Consider the following 16,775-nt stretch of genomic DNA (forward strand, 5'->3'; position numbering starts at 1 on the left):
GAGCATCGAATGATCGTGGCGAGCTCCAGGGTGCCTCGGCAACTCCCCATGGACCTCAATCCGTCAGGAGCCCTGAGCTGCCGTGAAAGGCTCGAGTTCATCGGCGGCGCGGGCCTCCCGCGTGCGGGACACCGCGAGTACGAGTGCCTGAAGGACCGCTCCAGACAGGCCCACCCACAAAGCGAACCGATAGCTGACCTGGTCGGCGAGCAATCCGCCCACCGGCGCCCCGACCGCCACCATCCCCCAATTGAACGAGCGGATGGTGGCGTTCATCCGTCCGCGCAGTCGGTCGGGCGTCACTGACTGGCGATAGCTCAACTCGACCGGGCTTTCGATCGAGATCGCCAAGGACACCAGAAAGAAGGCCAGCGATACCGAGAACAGCCCCCACGCCCCACGCTCAGCCAGGACCAGCGGCAGCCAGCCGACGGCGGCGACGACGCGGAACGCGATCAAGGTGGCACCGACGTCCAGCTTCCGCGACACCCGCTCCGAGAGTGCACCACCGAGCACCGCACCGAGCCCCGCGCAGGCGTAGGTCACTCCCAGACCGAAGTCCCCGATCCTCAGCTCACGCAGCGCGTAGACCACGAAGACCGTACTCACGATGGTGTTGAAGAGGAGCATCGCGTGCGAGGTCAGAGCGATGGACGAAAGCGTGCGATGACGGTAGACCCAGGCCACCCCTTCACGCAGCTCCCTGCCAAGGCTGCGCCGCGCGCCTCGATCGGGAACGGGATCGTGGGCTTGTACCGAGGTGAGCAGCAGGCCTGACATCAGATAGGTGACGGCGTCCACGAGCACGGCGAGCGGCGCGCCGACGAACTTGATCAGCACTCCGGCGATCAGCGGCCCGGTCGATCCGGCCACCGCGTCGGCCTGACCCATACGGGCATACCCCGCGTTGAGAAGTTCTTTGGGTACCAGCCGCGGCACATAGGACTGATTGGCCGCGTCGAAGAACAGACAGAGCACCCCGAAGGCGAAGACGCATACGCACAGTGTGGCGATGCTCAACCGGTCCAGCGCATACAACAGGGGAATCACGCCGAGCAGGGCGGCCCTGCCCAGATCCATGGCCACCATCATCGGCTTGCGTCGGCAACGATCCACCAGCACCCCGGCCACGAGGCCGAAGAGCAGGTAGGGAGCCCAGCGGGCCGCGTTCACCAGGCCCACCTGCGTGGCGGATGCACTCAACGTGACGGCGGTAAGGATCTGTAGGGCGAGCCCTGTTACCTGCGAACCGAAGGCCGAGACCGCGGAGGCGGTCCAAAAGCGTATGTACCCAGGGACATCGACCAGACGCGGCATGATCGGACCGTATCAGCGGAGCACTTCCGCACCGCAGTTGTTGAGCGGCAAGGGCCGACATCCCGCTCAAGAACGGCTGCGAGCCAACCCGCCGGCGGCCAAGCCCGCGCTCGGCGTCCCTCGGTGCCTGCCTGGGTCACTCGCGTACTGTGCCGAGCGGACTTGCTCTACGGAAGATGCTGGACGCCGGATGCGAGTGGACCCGGGTCCCCGCCGCGGCGGCCGCTTCAGAAGCAGTCCGGTCGTGGCTCACCCGTGCTGATGAGGCGCCGTCGCTTCCCTCCGGCTTGATCCGCCGGACAGGTCCTAGCGGTGGGCGACGCCGTCGATCATCAGGGCGAGGGTGAAGTCGAACCGGTCGTGGCCCTCGCCGGCGGTGAGCTCGGCCGCGTAGCGGGTGGTGTGAGGGAAGGTCTCGGCAGGCAGCGTGGTCAGACGGCGCTGGAGCTCGTCGGTGTCGACGACCCATTCCGCCTCGTTGTGGACCTTGCGCTGGTTCACGATGGAGATCTCCAGGCAGTAGGCGGCCACGTACAACAAGAGGGCGTCGATGGTCCAGGCGGCGGCCTGCGGGGCGACGCCGCCGACGAGCAGGATCGCCAGCATTCCTTCGCTGACGCGCACGGTCTCGAGGTCGGTGGGGGCCATGGCGAGCGCGGCGCGGGAGATACCGGGGAATTTCAGGTACTGGTCGCGAATCTGGATGCACACGCGGCGGATCTGCTCCCGCCAGGCCGCGGGGTCGGGCTCGGGGAGTACGAGTTCGGCGCACAGCCGCCCGATGAGCAGCTCGTCGAGGTCGGCCTTGTTGACCACGTGGGCGTAGAGCGAGGCGGGTCCGGTGTCGAGCGCGCCGGCCAGCCGGCGCATGGTCAGTGCCTCATAGCCCTCTGTGGCGACGACACCCAGCGCGGTGTCGATGACCTGTTCCACGGTGATCGGGTCCTTGCGGCGCCGCGGCCTGGTGGCGGCTTTGGCCTCGGGGTTCGGCGGCTGGTGGCGTGCCGCGCGTCGTTCTCTCGGGTTCACCCGGTCATCATAGCTTGACACGAACAGTGTTCGTATATAGAACACTGTTCGTGACAATGAAGATGAATGCGAATCAGGACGTGGACGTGACCGTGGTCGGCGCCGGGCCGGTGGGCCTCGTGCTCGCCGCCGAGCTGGCGCTCTCCGGGGCGACGGTGCAGGTATTCGAGCGACTGGCCGAGCCGAACGAGGCGATGAAGGCGGGGTCGATCAACGTGCCGACGGCCGAGGCACTCGACCGCCGAGGCCTGCTCCCTGCCGCCGAACAGGTGCAGCGCGAGATGCTCGAGCGGGTGGGGTCGTTCGCCCGCACGGCCGACGACGACCAACCGCCCGGTGGCGGCCGACGAGCACCGGACACGCGGTTCACGGGGCATTTCGCCGGAATGGTCCTCGACGCCGACCTCACGGACTGGTCCGACCCCGACCTCGCCGCACACACCGCGGTCGCCGGAGCGAGGATGGTGCCGCAGCGCGAGCTGGAGGAACTGCTGGCCGGGCATGTCGCGCGACTTGGCGTACCGGTGCGTCGTGGGGTGGAGGTCACCGCGCTCGAAGACACCGGTGACGGCGTTCTCGTCGGCACCACCGCCGGCACGGTGCGCACCAGGTGGCTCGTCGGGTGCGACGGCGGGCGCAGCACCGTGCGCCGCCTCGCGGGCATCGACTTCCCCGGCACCGACCCCGAACTCACCGGACATCTGGCGGTCGCCGACATCGCCGACCCGGAGAAGCTCGCGAACGGATGGGCGTGGTCGACCCGGGGGGCGTACCGCTACGGGCCACAGCCCGGGCGGGTGGTCACCGTGGAGTTCGACGGCGCTCCCGCCGACCTCCCCCACGCTCGGCTCCGCTCGCGCGGGGGGACCCCCGTGGCGCCGGTCACCCTTGAGGAGTTGCAGACCAGTCTGCGCCGGGTCTCGGGCACCGACATCACGCTGACCGCGCTGCGCGGCGCCGCGACCCGCTGGAGCGACAACGCCCGCCAGGCCGCGACCTACCGGTCGGGGCGGGTGCTGCTGGCCGGCGACGCCGCGCACGTGCACTCACCGTTCGGCGGTCAGGGGCTCAATCTCGGGGTCGGCGACGCGATGAACCTCGGTTGGAAGCTCGGTGCCGTGGTCGCCGGGTGGGCACCCGAAGGGTTGCTCGACACCTACGACGCCGAGCGTCGTCCCCTTGGCGCCTGGGTGCTGGACTGGACGCGGGCCCAGATCGGGGTGATGCGCGGGGACGCCAAGTCGGCCGCGCTCCGGGAGGTCGTCGGCGACTTGCTGAGCACTCGGGAGGGCACGACCTACGCGGTCAAGAAGATCTCCGGCGTCACGCAACGCATCGACCTGCCCGGCGACCATCCGCTGGTCGGGCGGTTCGCCCCCGACCTGTGGCTGAAGGACGGCTCTCGTCTGGTCGACCACGGTCACGGCGGCGGGTTCCTGCTGCTCGACCGCACTCCGGACGGTGCGTTCGCCCGCCTCGCCGCGGCCTGGGCCGGGCGAGTAAGCAGCGTGACCGACGACCACGCGACGCCCACCGGGGTGTTGGTACGCCCGGACGGGGTGGTCGCCTGGGCCTCCGACACCACCGGCATCGCCGCCGTCACCGGCCTCGAAGACGCCCTGCACCGATGGACCGGCGCGCCGGCGGCCCCCGCAAACAGGGAAACGCGCGGCTCGACTCCACGTTCATGACCCGTGTGCTGCTCGAACTCGGCGCCGAGCCGATGCTCCCGCGGGGTGTGACGGTCCTGGACTTCAGCCCGGTCGAACCGCTCGCGGCGCGGTGGGGAGGTAGCCGCGAGCCCAGCGCGCCAACTCCCGCTCGATCCACCGCGCGAGGGCCGTCCCGGCACCGTTGAAAGGGCCCGCCCGCGCCGTGCCCGGGCTGGCCCTTTCAACGCCCTTCGCTGTCGGGGCGGGAGACGGCTTCGGAACAGGCCGCACACCCAGGGCCCACCGTCACTTCTGCCTCGAGCCCGTTGTCAGTGGCGCCCCGTATGGTCCGATCATGAGTGTTCCCGCCGTTGAGGACTCGTGGGTCCGTATCGATACCTGGCTGCTGCGGCATGCGCCCGTCAGCCACGCCCTGCTGCGTCCGCCGGCGTCGCCGTCGGAGATCAGGGCGGCCGAGCGCACGCTCGGGGTCCGCTTCCACCCCGACCTGGTGGCCTCGCTGAGCTGTCACGACGGCGTGGAACTCCAGCCAGGGACACCCGTGTTGGCGCACTACGGTCCACCGTCCCGCGTCGCGGACATCGTCAAGAGCACCAAGTTCCTGCGCGGCGTCGGCGCGAGCGTCCCGGACGACGACGCCCTCGACGAGGACGACGAGGACTACGACGAACTCGCCACGTACTGGCACCACGACTGGCTGCTCATCACCCTCGGCGTCGGCTGGCAGTCCTCCGACGGCCTGTTCCTCTCCTGCTACCCCAGCCACAACTGGGGCCGCCTCGGCCGCTACTTCGACGAGGACACTCCCTCGTTCACAGGGTGGGCGTCCCTGCGCCACGCACTGGCCGACCTCGCGGACGCCCTGGAAAGAGGCCGCCCGTTCAACGGCCGGACCCCGCTGGCGTACGAGGGCGTCCTGCTGTGGGACCACGAGACGACCGCCGTCCCCGACCCGGTCTCCCCGCTCGCGCTGGCCGCCGGGTCCGCAGAACCGGAGCCGGAGCCGCCGGCTCCCGCCGAGCCGCTCTTCGCTCCGGAGCGCCGGTCGAGCGGCGCGTACCTCGTCATGGTCCGGCACAGGACCCCGACCCCGCCCCCGCCGACTCAGCCCGACGTCGTCTTCGCGGAGCACCTCACCCCGGCCGAACTGCTGCGCAGGCTGGGCGCGATACCCGACACCGTCCGCCCCCGCACGCGCGCCCGGGCCCAGGCGGCGGCGAACTCGCCGTGGGCGGCGTACCGTCCGATGGTCCGCGCGGGCAGCGCCGGCGGATGGACCTACGCGACCCAGGAGGGCGGCGCCGCCCAGTTCACCCGCCCGGAGGTGCTGCGCAGGGTCTCCGCGGACACACGCGCGGTCGCCCTGACCAGGCGAGGCCCGGAGGTCCAGGTCACGGTCATCGAGGACGGCGTACCGGGGCCCGAGGGCGTGCGCCATGTCCTGTCGCCGCGCGAGGGCGGCAGCGACTCCTGGCCCGGGTCGACGGCGACGTACGCCCGCTTCCTGGCCGAACTGGAGGGGGAGTTCGGCATCATGTACCGGCCGGACGACGACACCGACGCGGAGCTGACGAGCGCCCTGCTCCTGCCGGTGCTGGAGGACGTCGACCGGGACGCGAACCGGTACGTCGCCAATGTCCGGGATTTCGACCTGGCCGCACTGATCGAGCGGACACCGCCTGACCGTCTGCGCACGGTGATGGGCGCACAGCTGAGGCGACTGGCGGCGGAGACCCGGTTCGACGTGTACGACGAGGTGAGCGACGCGCTGGCCCGCACCGCCCGTGGCGAGACGGTCGACCTTGCCCCGGACAGCCCCCTGGACCTACGCATCCGCACACTCACCGCGGAGGCGTCGGCGGCCCGGCAGATGGTGAGTGGGCAGCGCGCCTGGCACGACGACAACGACCCCGTGACGCAGTCCGATTTCAGTGCGTGGGCGCTGCGGGTGCAGGCGGCACGCGCACTGCGGGAGTTCGTCGATGCGGGGGCGCCGGCGGCCGCCGCGACGATCCTGTCTCTGCGGATGTCCGCGCACTGGAGGACGGAGTTGGCAGCGGACCTGGAGGGGTGAGAAGCAGAAGCAGGCAGCGGGCAGGACGGGGTGTGGAGACGTCCGGCGCGGGCTTGAGTCTCCTGCAGGGGGAGACAGGAAGGTGAGCTCATGGACGGCGGCATCCTCTACTCGATCGGTGAACTGGCCCAGCGCACCGGGCTGACAGTCAAGACGGTCCGGTTCTACTCCGATCGCGGCATAGTGGCGCCTGCTGACCGCACCCACGCCGGCTATCGGCGCTACGCCCCGGATGCCGTCGCTCGCCTTGCCCTCGTGCGGACACTGCGCGAACTGGGAGTCGGCCTCGACACGATTCGGCGGGTCGTGGATCAGGAACTCTCCCTCAGCGAAGTCGCCGCGGAGCACGCCGCCGCACTGGACGTGCAGATCAGCATTCTGCGTCTGCGACGGGCGGTGCTGACGGCTGCTGCCGAACGCGAGCCCACCCCCAAGGAGATGGAACTCATGCACCAGTTGGCCACGCTGTCCGAAGCCGAACGCCGAAGCCTGATCGACGACTTCCTCGACACCGTCTTCGAAGGCCTCGGCAACGGCTCCCACTATGCCGCAGCTCGACGCTCCATGACACCCGAGCTCCCCGACAACCCCACAGACGATCAGGTCAGGGCATGGGTGGAGCTGGCCGAACTGTCCCTGGACCCGGATTTCCGCGCCAGTCTGCGGCGCCTGACTGAAGACCATGTGGCCGACCTGCCCGACGGCACCCCTACCCCACCGCGACCGGACATGGTCGCCGTCGCTCGTGATCTCGTGAGACCGGCCATGACGTGCGGCATCAGCCCGGATTCGCCCCAGGCCGATCCTGTCGTCGCAGCGCTCACCGCTCACTGCGCGCTCGCCCACGGCCGCCCCGATGACGCCGACCTGCACCGGTGGCTGCTGCGTCGTCTGGAAGCCGCGAGCGATCCGGACAGGGACGAGTACCTCCGGCTGCTCGCGCTGATCAACGACTGGCCAGTACCGGAACGTCTCGCCCCGGCGATGGACTGGTCCGTCACAGCTTTGCGGATACGGGCAGCTTGATGGCGCGACGACCCAACAGCCCTGCCGTACAGCCGGACGTGGCCATGAAAGCCACCGCGGCCACGTACCATCGCCCGATGGACAAGATCAGCGCGCGGCTGGAGGCAGACGCCACACCGTCGGCCCCCGCTCTCATACTGCGTCCCTGGAGCGCGACGGACGCCGCCGACCTGGTTGAGCTGTATCAGGATGACGTCCTGCGCCGATGGACGAGCTCAACGGTGAACGACGAGGCGAGCGCGGCAGAGTGGATCGAGGACCAGCAACGAGCCTGGGAGAGGGAAGACCGCTTCGGATTTGCCGTCATGGAATCCCAAGTTGCGGGCGTCGAGGGACAGTTGGCGGGTCACGTGGTCCTCAAGAACGTCACCCCGGGCGCTTCGTCCGCCGAGGTCGGCTACTGGACCGCGGCGCATGCGCGCGGCCGGGGAGTGGCGCCCCGAGCACTGCAGGCGTTGACGCACTGGGCCTTCACCGCCCTCCCCGGTGACGGACTGAAGCGTCTTGAACTCTTGCATCAAGTGGACAACACAGCCTCATGCAGCGTCGCGCAGAAGAGCGGATACGAGCTGATCACGCTCCTGCCCGCGGCACCGCCCGCATACCCCCTCGCCGGTCACCTGCACATACGTGAGCGCGACCGCTGACCCGGCCGGGTAGCGGCCCCGGCGTCCTCATGCGCAGCAGTGGCCCGTGGCCGTGGGCCCCGGCGCACCTACGGGAGCTGCGCCGCGCGTCCCACAAGGTCGCCGAGGGCCACCTGGACACCCGCCTCGCCAGTCAACGGCTCCGACGAACTCGCCGACGACGAGGACGCGACCAGGATGGCCCCGGACACCGCCACGGCCGTACGGCTCGAAACGAGGTGGGCGGTCATCGAGGTGCGGGACAGCGGACCGGGCATTCCCGCCGACATCCTGCCGCGCGTCTTCGACCGCTCCTGCACGTCGGACACCGCCCGGACCAGAACGGAAGGCAGCGGCCTCGGACTGTCGATCTGCGGTATCCCGGAGACCGGTGTCGTGGAGGTCGGAGAACCCGCCACCGGCATCCGGCCGGCCCAGGTCCTCCTGCCGTGGGGACTGGGCGGCTGACCGGGACCGCACGTGTCCAACTGATCTGTACAGCCGACGCCGCCCGCCTCATCGCGTCCCCGGACGCCGACACCGCGTCGACGAGAGTGACCGTGATCCTCATCCGGACATGGCGCTGACCAGAGGTGCTGAACCTAGGACCGGTCCGGCAGGGGGAGTTCGACGCCGTCGAAGGCGAGATCCGCCGGGACGGCCTCGTCCACGGCACGGGTCAGCCGGTGCCCGCCGCGGTACCAGGCCGGGTCGACTCCGATGCTGCAGCCGCACCGGCCGATCAGGTTGCGCTCGGGACCCCACCGTTCGAGCGCGATGACGTCGTCGAAGCGGAGTTCGTGGTAGACGCCGGGTGTGCACGACACCACCGACCTGGGCGTAAGAACCACCCAGTGCCGTTCCGCGGCGCGCCTGAACGCGCGTTTCCCCAGGTGTTCGCGGAACTCCTGCCCCCGCGGGGGGATTTCGTCCCAGGTCCAGCAGGAGGTGCACCACAGTCGGCGGCCGTTCGGGCCGGGGAGGTGGAGGAGCAGCCCCGCCGGGACGACCAACTGGGCCCTCTCCATGGCCCGTTGCCAGGAGTCGCGCACGTCCTGGGGGGTGACGCCCTCCAGGGCGCGGCGTCGGCTGCCCTCATCGAGGAAAGGGATCCCGAACAGCTCGCTACGGGCCGCGTCGTCGAGGGTGCGTGCTCGCGGCGGAGGGTCCTCCGGCAGGGAACGGTGCCGGGCCACCTCGGCCGGAGCGGGTTCGTCCCTGGCCAGGCTCAGCGCCTGTGACCACATCGTCGCAGCCACGTCCTCGGCACCGCCGGCGGGGCCTGAGGCGAGGAGCAGTCGGACGACCGTGACGGAGTCGTGCAGCGCTGTGGCCGCCTCAGCCGGGACGGCGGACACCCGCCGGCCGGCGAGGGCGGCGGTCACCCGTTCCCGGAGGATCCGGTGGGCGACCGCCATGGCCACGGACCCGACGGGGGCCTCGGCGGACAGCGCGACGCCGTCGATGTTCCGGTGGGTCCAGGAGGCGCGCGGATAGCGAGCCTGAGGTGCGAAACGGCGCGGGCGCTCGCCCGGGGGCAGCGGGAGCCGCAGGCCGGCGGGGTTCGGTCCGGTCAGGGTCAGGACGGCATTGGCCCGGGTGAACCAGGCCGCGGCGTGCCCGAGCAGCGTGTCCGCACTCGGCAGGTGGTGCTGGCTGCGCTCGTGACCCTCCAGGCCGGAGGCCTGCGATCCGTACTGGGCGTTCAGCGCACCGACGGTCCGCGGGCCGTCGACGGACCGGGCGACCTCGCCGTCGAGCGTGTGCGCCATCTCGCCGAGCCGGTCGGCAGGCAAGTCGGACAGCGCCAGGCAGAGTGCCCCCAGGCAGTCGGAGACTTCTTCGCGAGTACCCGAGACCGTGAACCGCGTCTCCTCGATGCCGGTGGACACGACGGGCTCGGCCCCGTCCGGGAGCCGCTGTCGTCTCGCGTGCACGGCGAGGGCGGCGACCAGGCGGCTGATGCCGAGCGTGCGGTACGTCTCGTCGCGGGCTCCGACGCCGAAGCGCAGGGTGGCGTGGAGCGGCCCGGGTTCGGGGAACCGGAGGACGGGTACGCCGTCGACGTTGCTGCGGTACATGGCCGCACCCTAACCAGGACGTATGTTCGGCCCCCGGGCGGGCTGCCGGGCCGCGGGCCCGCTTGCCCGGTCGGGTTCGGGTCGGTGGTGACCTGGCGTCGAGCCCAGATGGTGTTGCTCTCGGCGCAGGGCGTGGACGTGCCCACGATCGCGTCAACGGATGAAGAACTGGAAGGCCAGTACGGATCCTGGCTGCGTGGTCAAGAACGATTCGTCGGCGCCCGATGCGGGGGATGGTTCGCTGATGACGGCGACCGGGAAGCCGGCTGCGGTGAAGGCGGCGGTGCGGTCATGGGGCGCTGAGGCCAGCACTTCACGGGGCGTGTGGTGTCAGGGCACGTCATCGATGGCTCAGCACATTGACCACCCGCCCGTTGGGATCCCTGACGAAGAACCGGCGCACTCCCCACTCTTCGTCCTGCAAGGGGTGCACGATCTCCGCCCCACTCGCACGCATGACCTCATAGGCCGCGTCCACATTATCCACCTCCACACTCATGTCGGGAGTGACCGGTGCCGTCCTGTCACTGCTCATGAGGCTGATCTGTGCTGCCGGGTTGGACGGGGAGGCAAGCGTCACGATCCAGCCGTGGTTCATGACCTCCTCGAAGCCCAGCAGACCGTAGAACTCCTGGCTTTCCTGCACGACTTCCGACCGGATGTTGGGCACGACACGACGAACGGTCATCGACGACTCCAAGTGAGAGCAAACCTGTCTCCATGCCTCAACAGGAGTACTACGCCACACCCTCCGCCACGCACACTCCGTGAAGACAGGCCAACGAAGACCGCCATTGACATTATGCAGGCAAGTACCTGCATAATGAGGTGTGAGCCTCGAAGCTAGAGCGATGGACTTGGTTTTCAAAGCGCTGGCCGACCCCACCCGGCGACTCCTGCTCGACCGTCTGCGTGAGCACAACGGCCAGACACTCGGCGAGCTGTGTGAACGCTTGGACATGGCGCGTCAGTCCGCGACGCAACATCTCGACATCCTGGAGCGGGCTAATCTCGTGACCGTCGTGCGACGGGGACGGGAGCGGCTCCACTACCTCAACCCGACACCGATCCACGAGATGGAGGAGCGCTGGATATCGGGGTTCGACAAACCCCGCCTGCAAGCGATCAGTGCCATCAAGAACCAGGCAGAGGAGCATGCCATGACCAACGGACCCACGTCCGTGCCGACCTACGTCTATGTCACCTACATCCGCGCAAGCGCGGAGCAGGTGTGGCAAGCCCTGACGGACGCGGACCTGACGGCGCGCTACTGGGGACACGCCAATGTCTCCGACTGGCAGCCGGGCTCGACCTGGGAGCATCGACGCGTCGACGGCTCAGGCGCCGTCGATGTCGTCGGTCAAGTGATCAAGGCCGAGCCCCCGACGTGCTTGGTCATCACCTTCGAGGACGCCCCCGACGCTGAATCGCCGAGAGAGCCGTCGGTTGTCACCTTTCTGGTCGAACCGCACGAGGACATCGTCCGCCTCACGGTGACCCACGAGCATCTCCCCAACCAGGAGATGCTCAACGGCATCTCGCGCGGATGGCCGGCCGTGTTGGCGAACCTCAAGTCGCTGCTCGAGACCGGCGATGTCCTCCCGCAGGCGCCATGGGAGATGTCTCCCGGGCACGCCTGAGACGGCACTCGCCACAGCCCTTCCCGTATTCACTCCGCGGGCGACCACAGAACCCCGCGTACGACCGGATCTTCCCTCTACGGTGGTCACTCGCCCGCACTGTCCGACGCGCGAGCCCAGCGGCAGGTCAAAACGGGCCGTGGAGGCTGCCGAGCCTGTCGGTCAGACGCAGATTCTCGGAGTAGTCGACGGGGCAGGCGATCACGGAGACCGCGTCGTCGTCGAGGGCGCGGCGCAGCACGGGCAGCAGTTGGTCGGCGGACTCGATCGCGTAGCCGCGTGCGCCGAAGCTTTCGGCGTAGGCGACCAGGTCCGGGTTGGTGAACCGGGTGTGGCTGTGGCGGCCGAGTTCGAGTTCCATCTTCCAGGTGATCAGGCCGTATTCCTCGTCCACCAGAACGAGGACGACCAGCGGGACGGACTCGCGGATGGCGGTCTCCAACTCCTGGGAGTTCATCAGGAACGAGCCGTCGCCCATCATCGCCAGCACTCGTCGGTCCGGCCGGGCCAGCTTGGCGGCGATGGCGCCCGGCAGCGTGAACCCCATGGTGGACAGGCCGTTGGAGACCAGGCAGGTGTCCGGTTCGTAGGTCGGGTAGAGGCGGGACATCCACATTTTTCCGGCGCCGGTGTCGGCGAGCACGATGTCGTGACGGTCCAGCGCGGTGCGGACATCGGACACCACGCGCTGCGGCACCAGGGGGAACGCGTCGTTGCCGCGTCCGTACCGGAGTTCTTCATCGAGCAGTGCACGGATCCTCGCGCTGCTTCCGGACTCGTAGGTGAGTCCTTGGGGCAGTGCGGCCCCGAGTGCGTCCAGCCCCTCCGACAGGTCACCTACGATGCCCACCGCGACCGGGTAGTGGGCGTCCACCTCGGCCGGGAAACGATGCACGTGCAGGATCCGCTTGTCGCCGCCCGGATTGATCCTGGCCGGGTCGAACTCCTGGATCTCGTACCCCACGCAGACCAGCACGTCGGCCGTGTCGAAGCCGAAGTTGCCGTAGTCGTGGTGCATGAAGCCGACCGCGCCCAGGGCGTGGGGGTGGTCGTCGGGGAAGACGCCCTTGCCGTGAAACGTGGTCGCGACCGGGAGGTTCAGTCGCTCGGCGAACCGCACGAGGGCGGCCGAGGCCCCGGCTCTGGCGGCGCCGTGGCCCGCCAGCACCACAGGGCGCCGTGCAGTGGTGAGCACGTCGACCGCTCGCGCGATCTGGGAGGGGGACGGCGCGCCGGCATACACCGTGTTGATCTGCAGGGGTGCCAGCGACTCGGCGGGACGCTGCGTCTCGATGTCCTCCGGCACGGCCAGGAACACGGCGCCGGGGCGCTCGCTCTGGGCGGTCTTGAACGCCTTGCGCGTCATCTCCGGCACCGCGTCCGGACACGTGATGCCGGCCGCCCACTGGGTGACGGGAGCGAACATCGACACCAGGTCGATGACCTGGTGCGACTCCTTGTGGACACGGCGCAGGGAGCCCTGGGCGGCCAGGGCCACCATCGGCGCGCTGTTGGTCGTGGCGTCCGCGGTGCCGAGCAGTAGATTGATCGCGCCGGGCCCCAGCGTGGCCGAACACACCCCGGCCCGGCCGGTCAGCCGCCCGTAGATCTCCGCCATGAACGAGGCGGCCTGCTCGTGGCGGACCAGGACGTACCGGATCCCGGAATCGTTCAGGGCGTCGACGAAGCGGATGTTCTCCTCACCGGGAATCCCGAAAACGTACTCCACGCCCTCGGCCCGCAGACACCGCACCAACAGGTGCGCGACGTCCTCGACTCCTGCCGTGTTCCGCGATCCGGTCGCGCCTTCGGTACCCATGAGACGAAACGTAGGCATTCCCGCCCGTCCCGGCCACTCATCAGCCGCCGACCAAGGTGGCGGGTGACCGGTACCAACCCGAGCGCAAGCTCACGCACCGCAAGGGCCGCCTGGGCCATTCGGAGGCGTTGCGGTCGGCGGTCGGCCCGCACGCCGGAGCCGGATACGGACGGCGTGCCATCGCGAATCGGCCTCACCCGTTCACCGGGCGTGCCGGTGTGACCTCCGCGTCGAGCCGACGGCGCCCGTGCGGAGCGCCGCGACGACTGCCAGGACAGCCCCGACAGAAAGCGCCGCCGCGAAGACGATCACCGCGGCTTCGATGGTGAGATGGCCGAGCACGATGCTGAACAGGACCGGCGGAACTCCCATACCGGCGTAGCAGGAGACGAAGAACATCGCCAGGACTCCGGCCCTGGAGTCGGGCAGGGCGACCGAACTGGCAGTGCCGACACCGCCCTTGAACAGCGCGCCTCGCAGCGGGTGTCCCTCACCGACGCCGGGGCGGCGCTGCTGCCCGAGGCCCATGCCGCGCTGGACGCCGTGTGGGCCGCCCGCGACGCGGTACGCGGAAACCAGGGCACACTTCGAGGCGCCATCGACATCGGGTCCATGACCGCTGCGGCTGTCATGGACCTCCCCGCCCTGCTCCTGGTGCCGACCGGCCATCGGCTGGCCTCTCGGCGGCGCGTGGCCCTGCATGAACTCGCTGATGAGGAATTCGTCGACTTCCCTCCGGGATCCGGCAGCCGCGATCTGGTGGATCAGGCATTCACCACGGCCGGGGTGCGCCGCAGGGTGTCCGTGGAGGCCGACATAGCGTCTGCCGCGGCCTACGTCCGATGCGGATTGGGCATCACGCTCCTGCCGGAGTTCGCCGTACCCGACACCCCCGACCTCAGTGTCCTGGCCGTCGGCGACGAAACGCTGCGCTGGACCCTGTCGATCGCCACCTCGTCGACGCGGCGCCCCAGTGCACCTCTTCGCGCGCTTCTCGAGCTCGCCGACGCATACGCATCCACGGCACCGGAGGAGCCTGACCTGCACGACCTCGGGTCCGGAGACCGGAAGTCGGCGACAGATCACAAGGAGTGACGTTCTCGATGAATGCGCCGGGCGGCGTCGGCGACGGCCTCTGTTCGGAAACCATCGTCGGCGTCCACCACCGCTGCCACACGGCACTCGGCGGCGACCCACCGATCTGCCGTGTGAACAACGCTGCGGGTCGATACTCCTACGGTGTGGTGGTTGTGGTGCGGTAGAAATCGGCTGCGGTGAAGGTGGCGGGGACGCCGAGTTCGGCGGCGACCGCGGTGATGGCGGTGTCGCCGACGGCGAGGTCGGCTTGGCCGTCAGTGGTGAAGTGCGGTGCGATGAACGACTTGTAGTGGGCCCGGATTTCGTCCGCGGTGTGTCCGCCGAGGAATGTCTGCATGTGCCGCACTGTGGTGTCGGGGTCGTTGTGGATGACCTGTAGGGCGCGCCGGTGGGCGCGGAGGACGGCTTGGACCGCGGGGTCGTTGGGGTCGGTGTAGGTGGGGTCGACGGCCAGGCCCACGGTGGGGATCTGGAAGTGGTCGCCGACCCAGCCGAGTACGTGCCAGCCGTGTTCGGCTGCTACTGCCTCTGGTGCCATGGTGCTGCCGACCAGGGCGGCGTCGATGCTGCCGTCGTGCAGTCGGCGCAGGTCCATGCCGTAGTCGCCGGGCATGCGGACGATGGTGTCGATGTCGCGGTCCGGGTCGAGGCCTGCCTTGCGCAGCACGATCCGGGTGAAGCATCCGGGTGCGGTGTGGGGGGCGTGTACCGCCAGCCGTCGGCCGGCCAGGTCGGCCAGGGAGGTCAGGCCGGGGCGGGCGAGGAACCAGAACAGCGGGCGGTGGGTGTTGACGTTGAGTGCGACCCAGGGGGTGGCGTCGGTCAGTCGGGACAGCAGGGCCCGGCCGAGTCCGATGGTGGCGCCGCGGCGCAGCCGCTCCTCGTCCCAGGTGCAGCCGTCGCGCAGTGCGACGTGGACGCCTTCCTGGGCGTAGTAGTCCTCCTGGTCGGCGATGTAGGCGGCCAGTTCCTCGTGCAGGCCCCGTCCGACGTAGGCGAGATCGATCGTGTACATGAACGTTCCCTTGATCGTGTCAGTCAGCGTCATGCGCCCGCGCGTGTCGCGGGCGCGGCGGTCCACGGTGGTGAGGGGTCGGTGTGCCGGTTCGTGCTGGACCGGGATGGTGTGGCCCCTGCGCGGTGAACAGTGGGGTGTCAGTACATGGACATTCCGCCGTTGACCGCGGCCGTGGTACCGGTCATGAAGGCGTTGTCCTCGCCCGCGTAGAAGGCGACCGCTTGGGCGACGTCGGCGGGGTGTGCCAGGCGGCCCACGGGGGTGGCGGCCACCTGCCGCTGCTTGTGTGCATCGTCGAACACATCCGTCATGCGGGCCATCCGGGTGTCCTCCACCGGGCCGGCCGCGACGATGTTGACCGTGATGCCCTGCGGGCCCAGTTCGTGCGCGAGATACCGGCCGAACTGCTCCAGCGCCGCCTTGGACGTGCCCAGCGCGATCATGTTCTCCCGCGGCCGACGGCTGAGGCCGGTACTGATATAGATCATGCGTCCCCAGCCCTGTTCGGTCATGGCGGGCAGGACCGCCTTGGTGACGGCGAACGCCGCATGCATCTCGGCGTCGAGCTTGCCGCCCAGTTCCTCCCACGTCATGTCCTGGAACGACTTGACCGCATACGGGATCAACGCGTTGTGCACGAGCACGTCGATGCCGCCCCAGGCCGCCCGCACCTGCCCGACCATGTTCTCGACCGCGGCCACCTCGCGTACATCGGCCTGTACGGCCATGGCCTGGCCGCCCTCGGCCTCGATACCGGCGACGACCTCCTCGGCCGCCTTGCTGCTGCTGAGGTAGTTGACCACCACGCGCATTCCCCGCGCGGCCAGCAGGCGCGCGGTGGCCGCACCGATTCCACTGCTGGCCCCTGTCACCAATGCCACCCTGCCGGCTGTCCCGGTCATGAGCCCACCTCCTGCTCGTCATTGCGGGCCGTCGGATTGACCGCCCGGGGTTGTCCATCGCCGATACCGGTGTGTGCCGGGCGGATCGCCCCGTAGAGCACGGTGTCGACGGTCGCCCGCAACAGAGCGACCGCCGCCCAGTCGAGTTCGTGCGGCAACTGCGAGGTGAGCAGCCGCTCCAACGCGCCGCGGGTGATCTCACTCAGCAGCTCGGGCGGCACCGGTAGTAGTCGATGCCGGTGTCCGTCCCGATCACCGCGTCCACACGCTGTTCCACGTACTGGCGGAGCAGCGCATCGCCCCGCTCCGTCGCGAGCTGAGCCGATCCGCCGGCCGCCTCCACGATGGCGTCAGCATGCTGCCCGTCACGCTCGGAAACTTAAGGAACTGATCGAGTTTCCATAGTTTCCATCGTGGTAGCCCGCCTCCGTGCTGTCAAGGCTCCTCGCCCGCACTCATTGAGGTGCCGAAC

General features: G+C 69.4%; 19 protein-coding genes. 9 read left to right on the forward strand and 10 right to left on the reverse strand.

From position 1 onward, the window contains the following. Positions 1-63: 63 nt before the first annotated feature. Positions 64-1,317, reverse strand: a complete 1,254-nt coding sequence (locus OG568_RS46135) for an MFS transporter (protein WP_329535928.1) — start codon at positions 1,315-1,317, stop codon at positions 64-66. Between the two features lie 306 nt (positions 1,318-1,623). Beyond that, complete coding sequence (locus OG568_RS46140) at positions 1,624-2,346, reverse strand: TetR/AcrR family transcriptional regulator (protein WP_329535929.1); 723 nt, start codon at positions 2,344-2,346, stop codon at positions 1,624-1,626. 62 nt (positions 2,347-2,408) lie between these two features. Between OG568_RS46140 and OG568_RS46145 the strand changes: the two genes are divergently transcribed. From OG568_RS46145 to OG568_RS61610, 6 genes are all read left to right on the forward strand, one after another. Next, positions 2,409-4,037, forward strand: coding sequence for an FAD-dependent oxidoreductase (locus OG568_RS46145; RefSeq protein WP_329535930.1), 1,629 nt, complete (start codon positions 2,409-2,411; stop codon positions 4,035-4,037). Then, positions 4,034-4,204, forward strand: a complete 171-nt coding sequence (locus OG568_RS46150) for a hypothetical protein (protein WP_329535931.1) — start codon at positions 4,034-4,036, stop codon at positions 4,202-4,204. The genes OG568_RS46145 and OG568_RS46150 overlap by 4 nt, the downstream gene beginning before the upstream one ends. 149 nt (positions 4,205-4,353) lie before the next feature. Continuing rightward, positions 4,354-6,093 (forward strand): hypothetical protein, encoded by a 1,740-nt coding sequence (locus OG568_RS46155; RefSeq protein ID WP_329535932.1) that lies wholly within the window; start codon positions 4,354-4,356, stop codon positions 6,091-6,093. Between the two features lie 90 nt (positions 6,094-6,183). Then, positions 6,184-7,119, forward strand: a complete 936-nt coding sequence (locus tag OG568_RS46160) for a MerR family transcriptional regulator (protein WP_329535933.1) — start codon at positions 6,184-6,186, stop codon at positions 7,117-7,119. Between the two features lie 77 nt (positions 7,120-7,196). Further along, positions 7,197-7,766: a GNAT family N-acetyltransferase gene (locus OG568_RS46165; RefSeq protein WP_329535934.1), complete on the forward strand. Its 570-nt coding sequence runs from the start codon at positions 7,197-7,199 to the stop codon at positions 7,764-7,766. A gap of 177 nt (positions 7,767-7,943) precedes the next feature. Further along, entirely contained in the window at positions 7,944-8,213 is a 270-nt protein-coding gene (locus OG568_RS61610) for an ATP-binding protein (protein ID WP_443077829.1), read from the forward strand. A 134-nt stretch (positions 8,214-8,347) separates the two neighbouring features. Here the strand turns inward: OG568_RS61610 and OG568_RS46175 are convergent, their stop codons facing one another. Next, a complete protein-coding gene (locus OG568_RS46175) occupies positions 8,348-9,826 on the reverse strand; it encodes a hypothetical protein (protein ID WP_329535935.1) in 1,479 nt (492 codons plus the stop codon). A gap of 108 nt (positions 9,827-9,934) precedes the next feature. Here OG568_RS46175 and OG568_RS46180 point away from each other — a divergent pair, with 108 nt between their 5' ends. Further along, positions 9,935-10,129: a hypothetical protein gene (locus OG568_RS46180; protein WP_329535936.1), complete on the forward strand. Its 195-nt coding sequence runs from the start codon at positions 9,935-9,937 to the stop codon at positions 10,127-10,129. 37 nt (positions 10,130-10,166) lie between these two features. Here OG568_RS46180 and OG568_RS46185 read toward each other — a convergent pair whose 3' ends face one another. Beyond that, positions 10,167-10,514 carry a VOC family protein gene (locus OG568_RS46185; RefSeq protein ID WP_329535937.1) on the reverse strand — a complete coding sequence of 116 codons (348 nt, stop codon included), beginning with the start codon at positions 10,512-10,514 and terminating at the stop codon, positions 10,167-10,169. A 163-nt stretch (positions 10,515-10,677) separates the two neighbouring features. Here OG568_RS46185 and OG568_RS46190 point away from each other — a divergent pair, with 163 nt between their 5' ends. After that, positions 10,678-11,466, forward strand: a complete 789-nt coding sequence (locus OG568_RS46190; protein ID WP_329536632.1) for an ArsR/SmtB family transcription factor — start codon at positions 10,678-10,680, stop codon at positions 11,464-11,466. Positions 11,467-11,593: 127 nt separating this feature from the next. Here OG568_RS46190 and OG568_RS46195 read toward each other — a convergent pair whose 3' ends face one another. After that, positions 11,594-13,285, reverse strand: a complete 1,692-nt coding sequence (locus OG568_RS46195) for an acetolactate synthase large subunit (protein ID WP_329535938.1) — start codon at positions 13,283-13,285, stop codon at positions 11,594-11,596. Between the two features lie 201 nt (positions 13,286-13,486). Beyond that, the gene (locus OG568_RS46200; protein WP_329535939.1) at positions 13,487-13,813 is read right to left on the reverse strand and encodes a hypothetical protein; all 327 of its coding nucleotides are present in this window, start codon (positions 13,811-13,813) and stop codon (positions 13,487-13,489) included. Here OG568_RS46200 and OG568_RS46205 point away from each other — a divergent pair. Then, the gene (locus tag OG568_RS46205; RefSeq protein ID WP_329535940.1) at positions 13,769-14,380 is read left to right on the forward strand and encodes a LysR substrate-binding domain-containing protein; all 612 of its coding nucleotides are present in this window, start codon (positions 13,769-13,771) and stop codon (positions 14,378-14,380) included. The two genes, OG568_RS46200 and OG568_RS46205, sit on opposite strands and share 45 nt — an antisense overlap. Positions 14,381-14,519: 139 nt before the next feature. Here OG568_RS46205 and OG568_RS46210 read toward each other — a convergent pair whose 3' ends face one another. The 4 genes from OG568_RS46210 to OG568_RS46225 form a co-directional block, all read right to left on the reverse strand. Next, positions 14,520-15,431 (reverse strand): ABC transporter substrate-binding protein, encoded by a 912-nt coding sequence (locus OG568_RS46210; protein WP_329535941.1) that lies wholly within the window; start codon positions 15,429-15,431, stop codon positions 14,520-14,522. Between the two features lie 107 nt (positions 15,432-15,538). Further along, positions 15,539-16,303: an SDR family NAD(P)-dependent oxidoreductase gene (locus OG568_RS46215; protein WP_329535942.1), complete on the reverse strand. Its 765-nt coding sequence runs from the start codon at positions 16,301-16,303 to the stop codon at positions 15,539-15,541. Further along, positions 16,300-16,524: a hypothetical protein gene (locus OG568_RS46220; protein ID WP_329535943.1), complete on the reverse strand. Its 225-nt coding sequence runs from the start codon at positions 16,522-16,524 to the stop codon at positions 16,300-16,302. Before OG568_RS46220 ends, OG568_RS46215 begins: the two co-directional genes overlap by 4 nt. Next, positions 16,506-16,646, reverse strand: a complete 141-nt coding sequence (locus tag OG568_RS46225) for a hypothetical protein (RefSeq protein WP_329535944.1) — start codon at positions 16,644-16,646, stop codon at positions 16,506-16,508. Before OG568_RS46225 ends, OG568_RS46220 begins: the two co-directional genes overlap by 19 nt. Positions 16,647-16,775: the final 129 nt, after the last annotated feature.

Origin of the sequence: Streptomyces sp. NBC_01450 (assembly GCF_036227505.1) — a bacterium.
Taxonomy (GTDB): domain Bacteria; phylum Actinomycetota; class Actinomycetes; order Streptomycetales; family Streptomycetaceae; genus Streptomyces.

Excerpts from the sequence above, each read along its gene's own strand:
- OG568_RS46135 (WP_329535928.1), bottom strand. The coding sequence starts at position 1,317 with ATGCCGCGTCTGGTCGATGTCCCTGGGTACATACGCTTTTGGACCGCC.
- OG568_RS46145 (WP_329535930.1), top strand. The coding sequence starts at position 2,409 with ATGAATGCGAATCAGGACGTGGACGTGACCGTGGTCGGCGCCGGGCCG.
- OG568_RS46150 (WP_329535931.1), top strand. The coding sequence starts at position 4,034 with ATGACCCGTGTGCTGCTCGAACTCGGCGCCGAGCCGATGCTCCCGCGG.
- OG568_RS46155 (WP_329535932.1), top strand. The coding sequence starts at position 4,354 with ATGAGTGTTCCCGCCGTTGAGGACTCGTGGGTCCGTATCGATACCTGG.
- OG568_RS46160 (WP_329535933.1), top strand. The coding sequence starts at position 6,184 with ATGGACGGCGGCATCCTCTACTCGATCGGTGAACTGGCCCAGCGCACC.
- OG568_RS46165 (WP_329535934.1), top strand. The coding sequence starts at position 7,197 with ATGGACAAGATCAGCGCGCGGCTGGAGGCAGACGCCACACCGTCGGCC.
- OG568_RS61610 (WP_443077829.1), top strand. The coding sequence starts at position 7,944 with ATGGCCCCGGACACCGCCACGGCCGTACGGCTCGAAACGAGGTGGGCG.
- OG568_RS46175 (WP_329535935.1), bottom strand. The coding sequence starts at position 9,826 with ATGTACCGCAGCAACGTCGACGGCGTACCCGTCCTCCGGTTCCCCGAA.
- OG568_RS46180 (WP_329535936.1), top strand. The coding sequence starts at position 9,935 with ATGGTGTTGCTCTCGGCGCAGGGCGTGGACGTGCCCACGATCGCGTCA.
- OG568_RS46185 (WP_329535937.1), bottom strand. The coding sequence starts at position 10,514 with ATGACCGTTCGTCGTGTCGTGCCCAACATCCGGTCGGAAGTCGTGCAG.
- OG568_RS46190 (WP_329536632.1), top strand. The coding sequence starts at position 10,678 with ATGGACTTGGTTTTCAAAGCGCTGGCCGACCCCACCCGGCGACTCCTG.
- OG568_RS46195 (WP_329535938.1), bottom strand. The coding sequence starts at position 13,285 with ATGGGTACCGAAGGCGCGACCGGATCGCGGAACACGGCAGGAGTCGAG.
- OG568_RS46200 (WP_329535939.1), bottom strand. The coding sequence starts at position 13,813 with ATGGGCCTCGGGCAGCAGCGCCGCCCCGGCGTCGGTGAGGGACACCCG.
- OG568_RS46210 (WP_329535941.1), bottom strand. The coding sequence starts at position 15,431 with ATGACGCTGACTGACACGATCAAGGGAACGTTCATGTACACGATCGAT.
- OG568_RS46215 (WP_329535942.1), bottom strand. The coding sequence starts at position 16,303 with ATGACCGGGACAGCCGGCAGGGTGGCATTGGTGACAGGGGCCAGCAGT.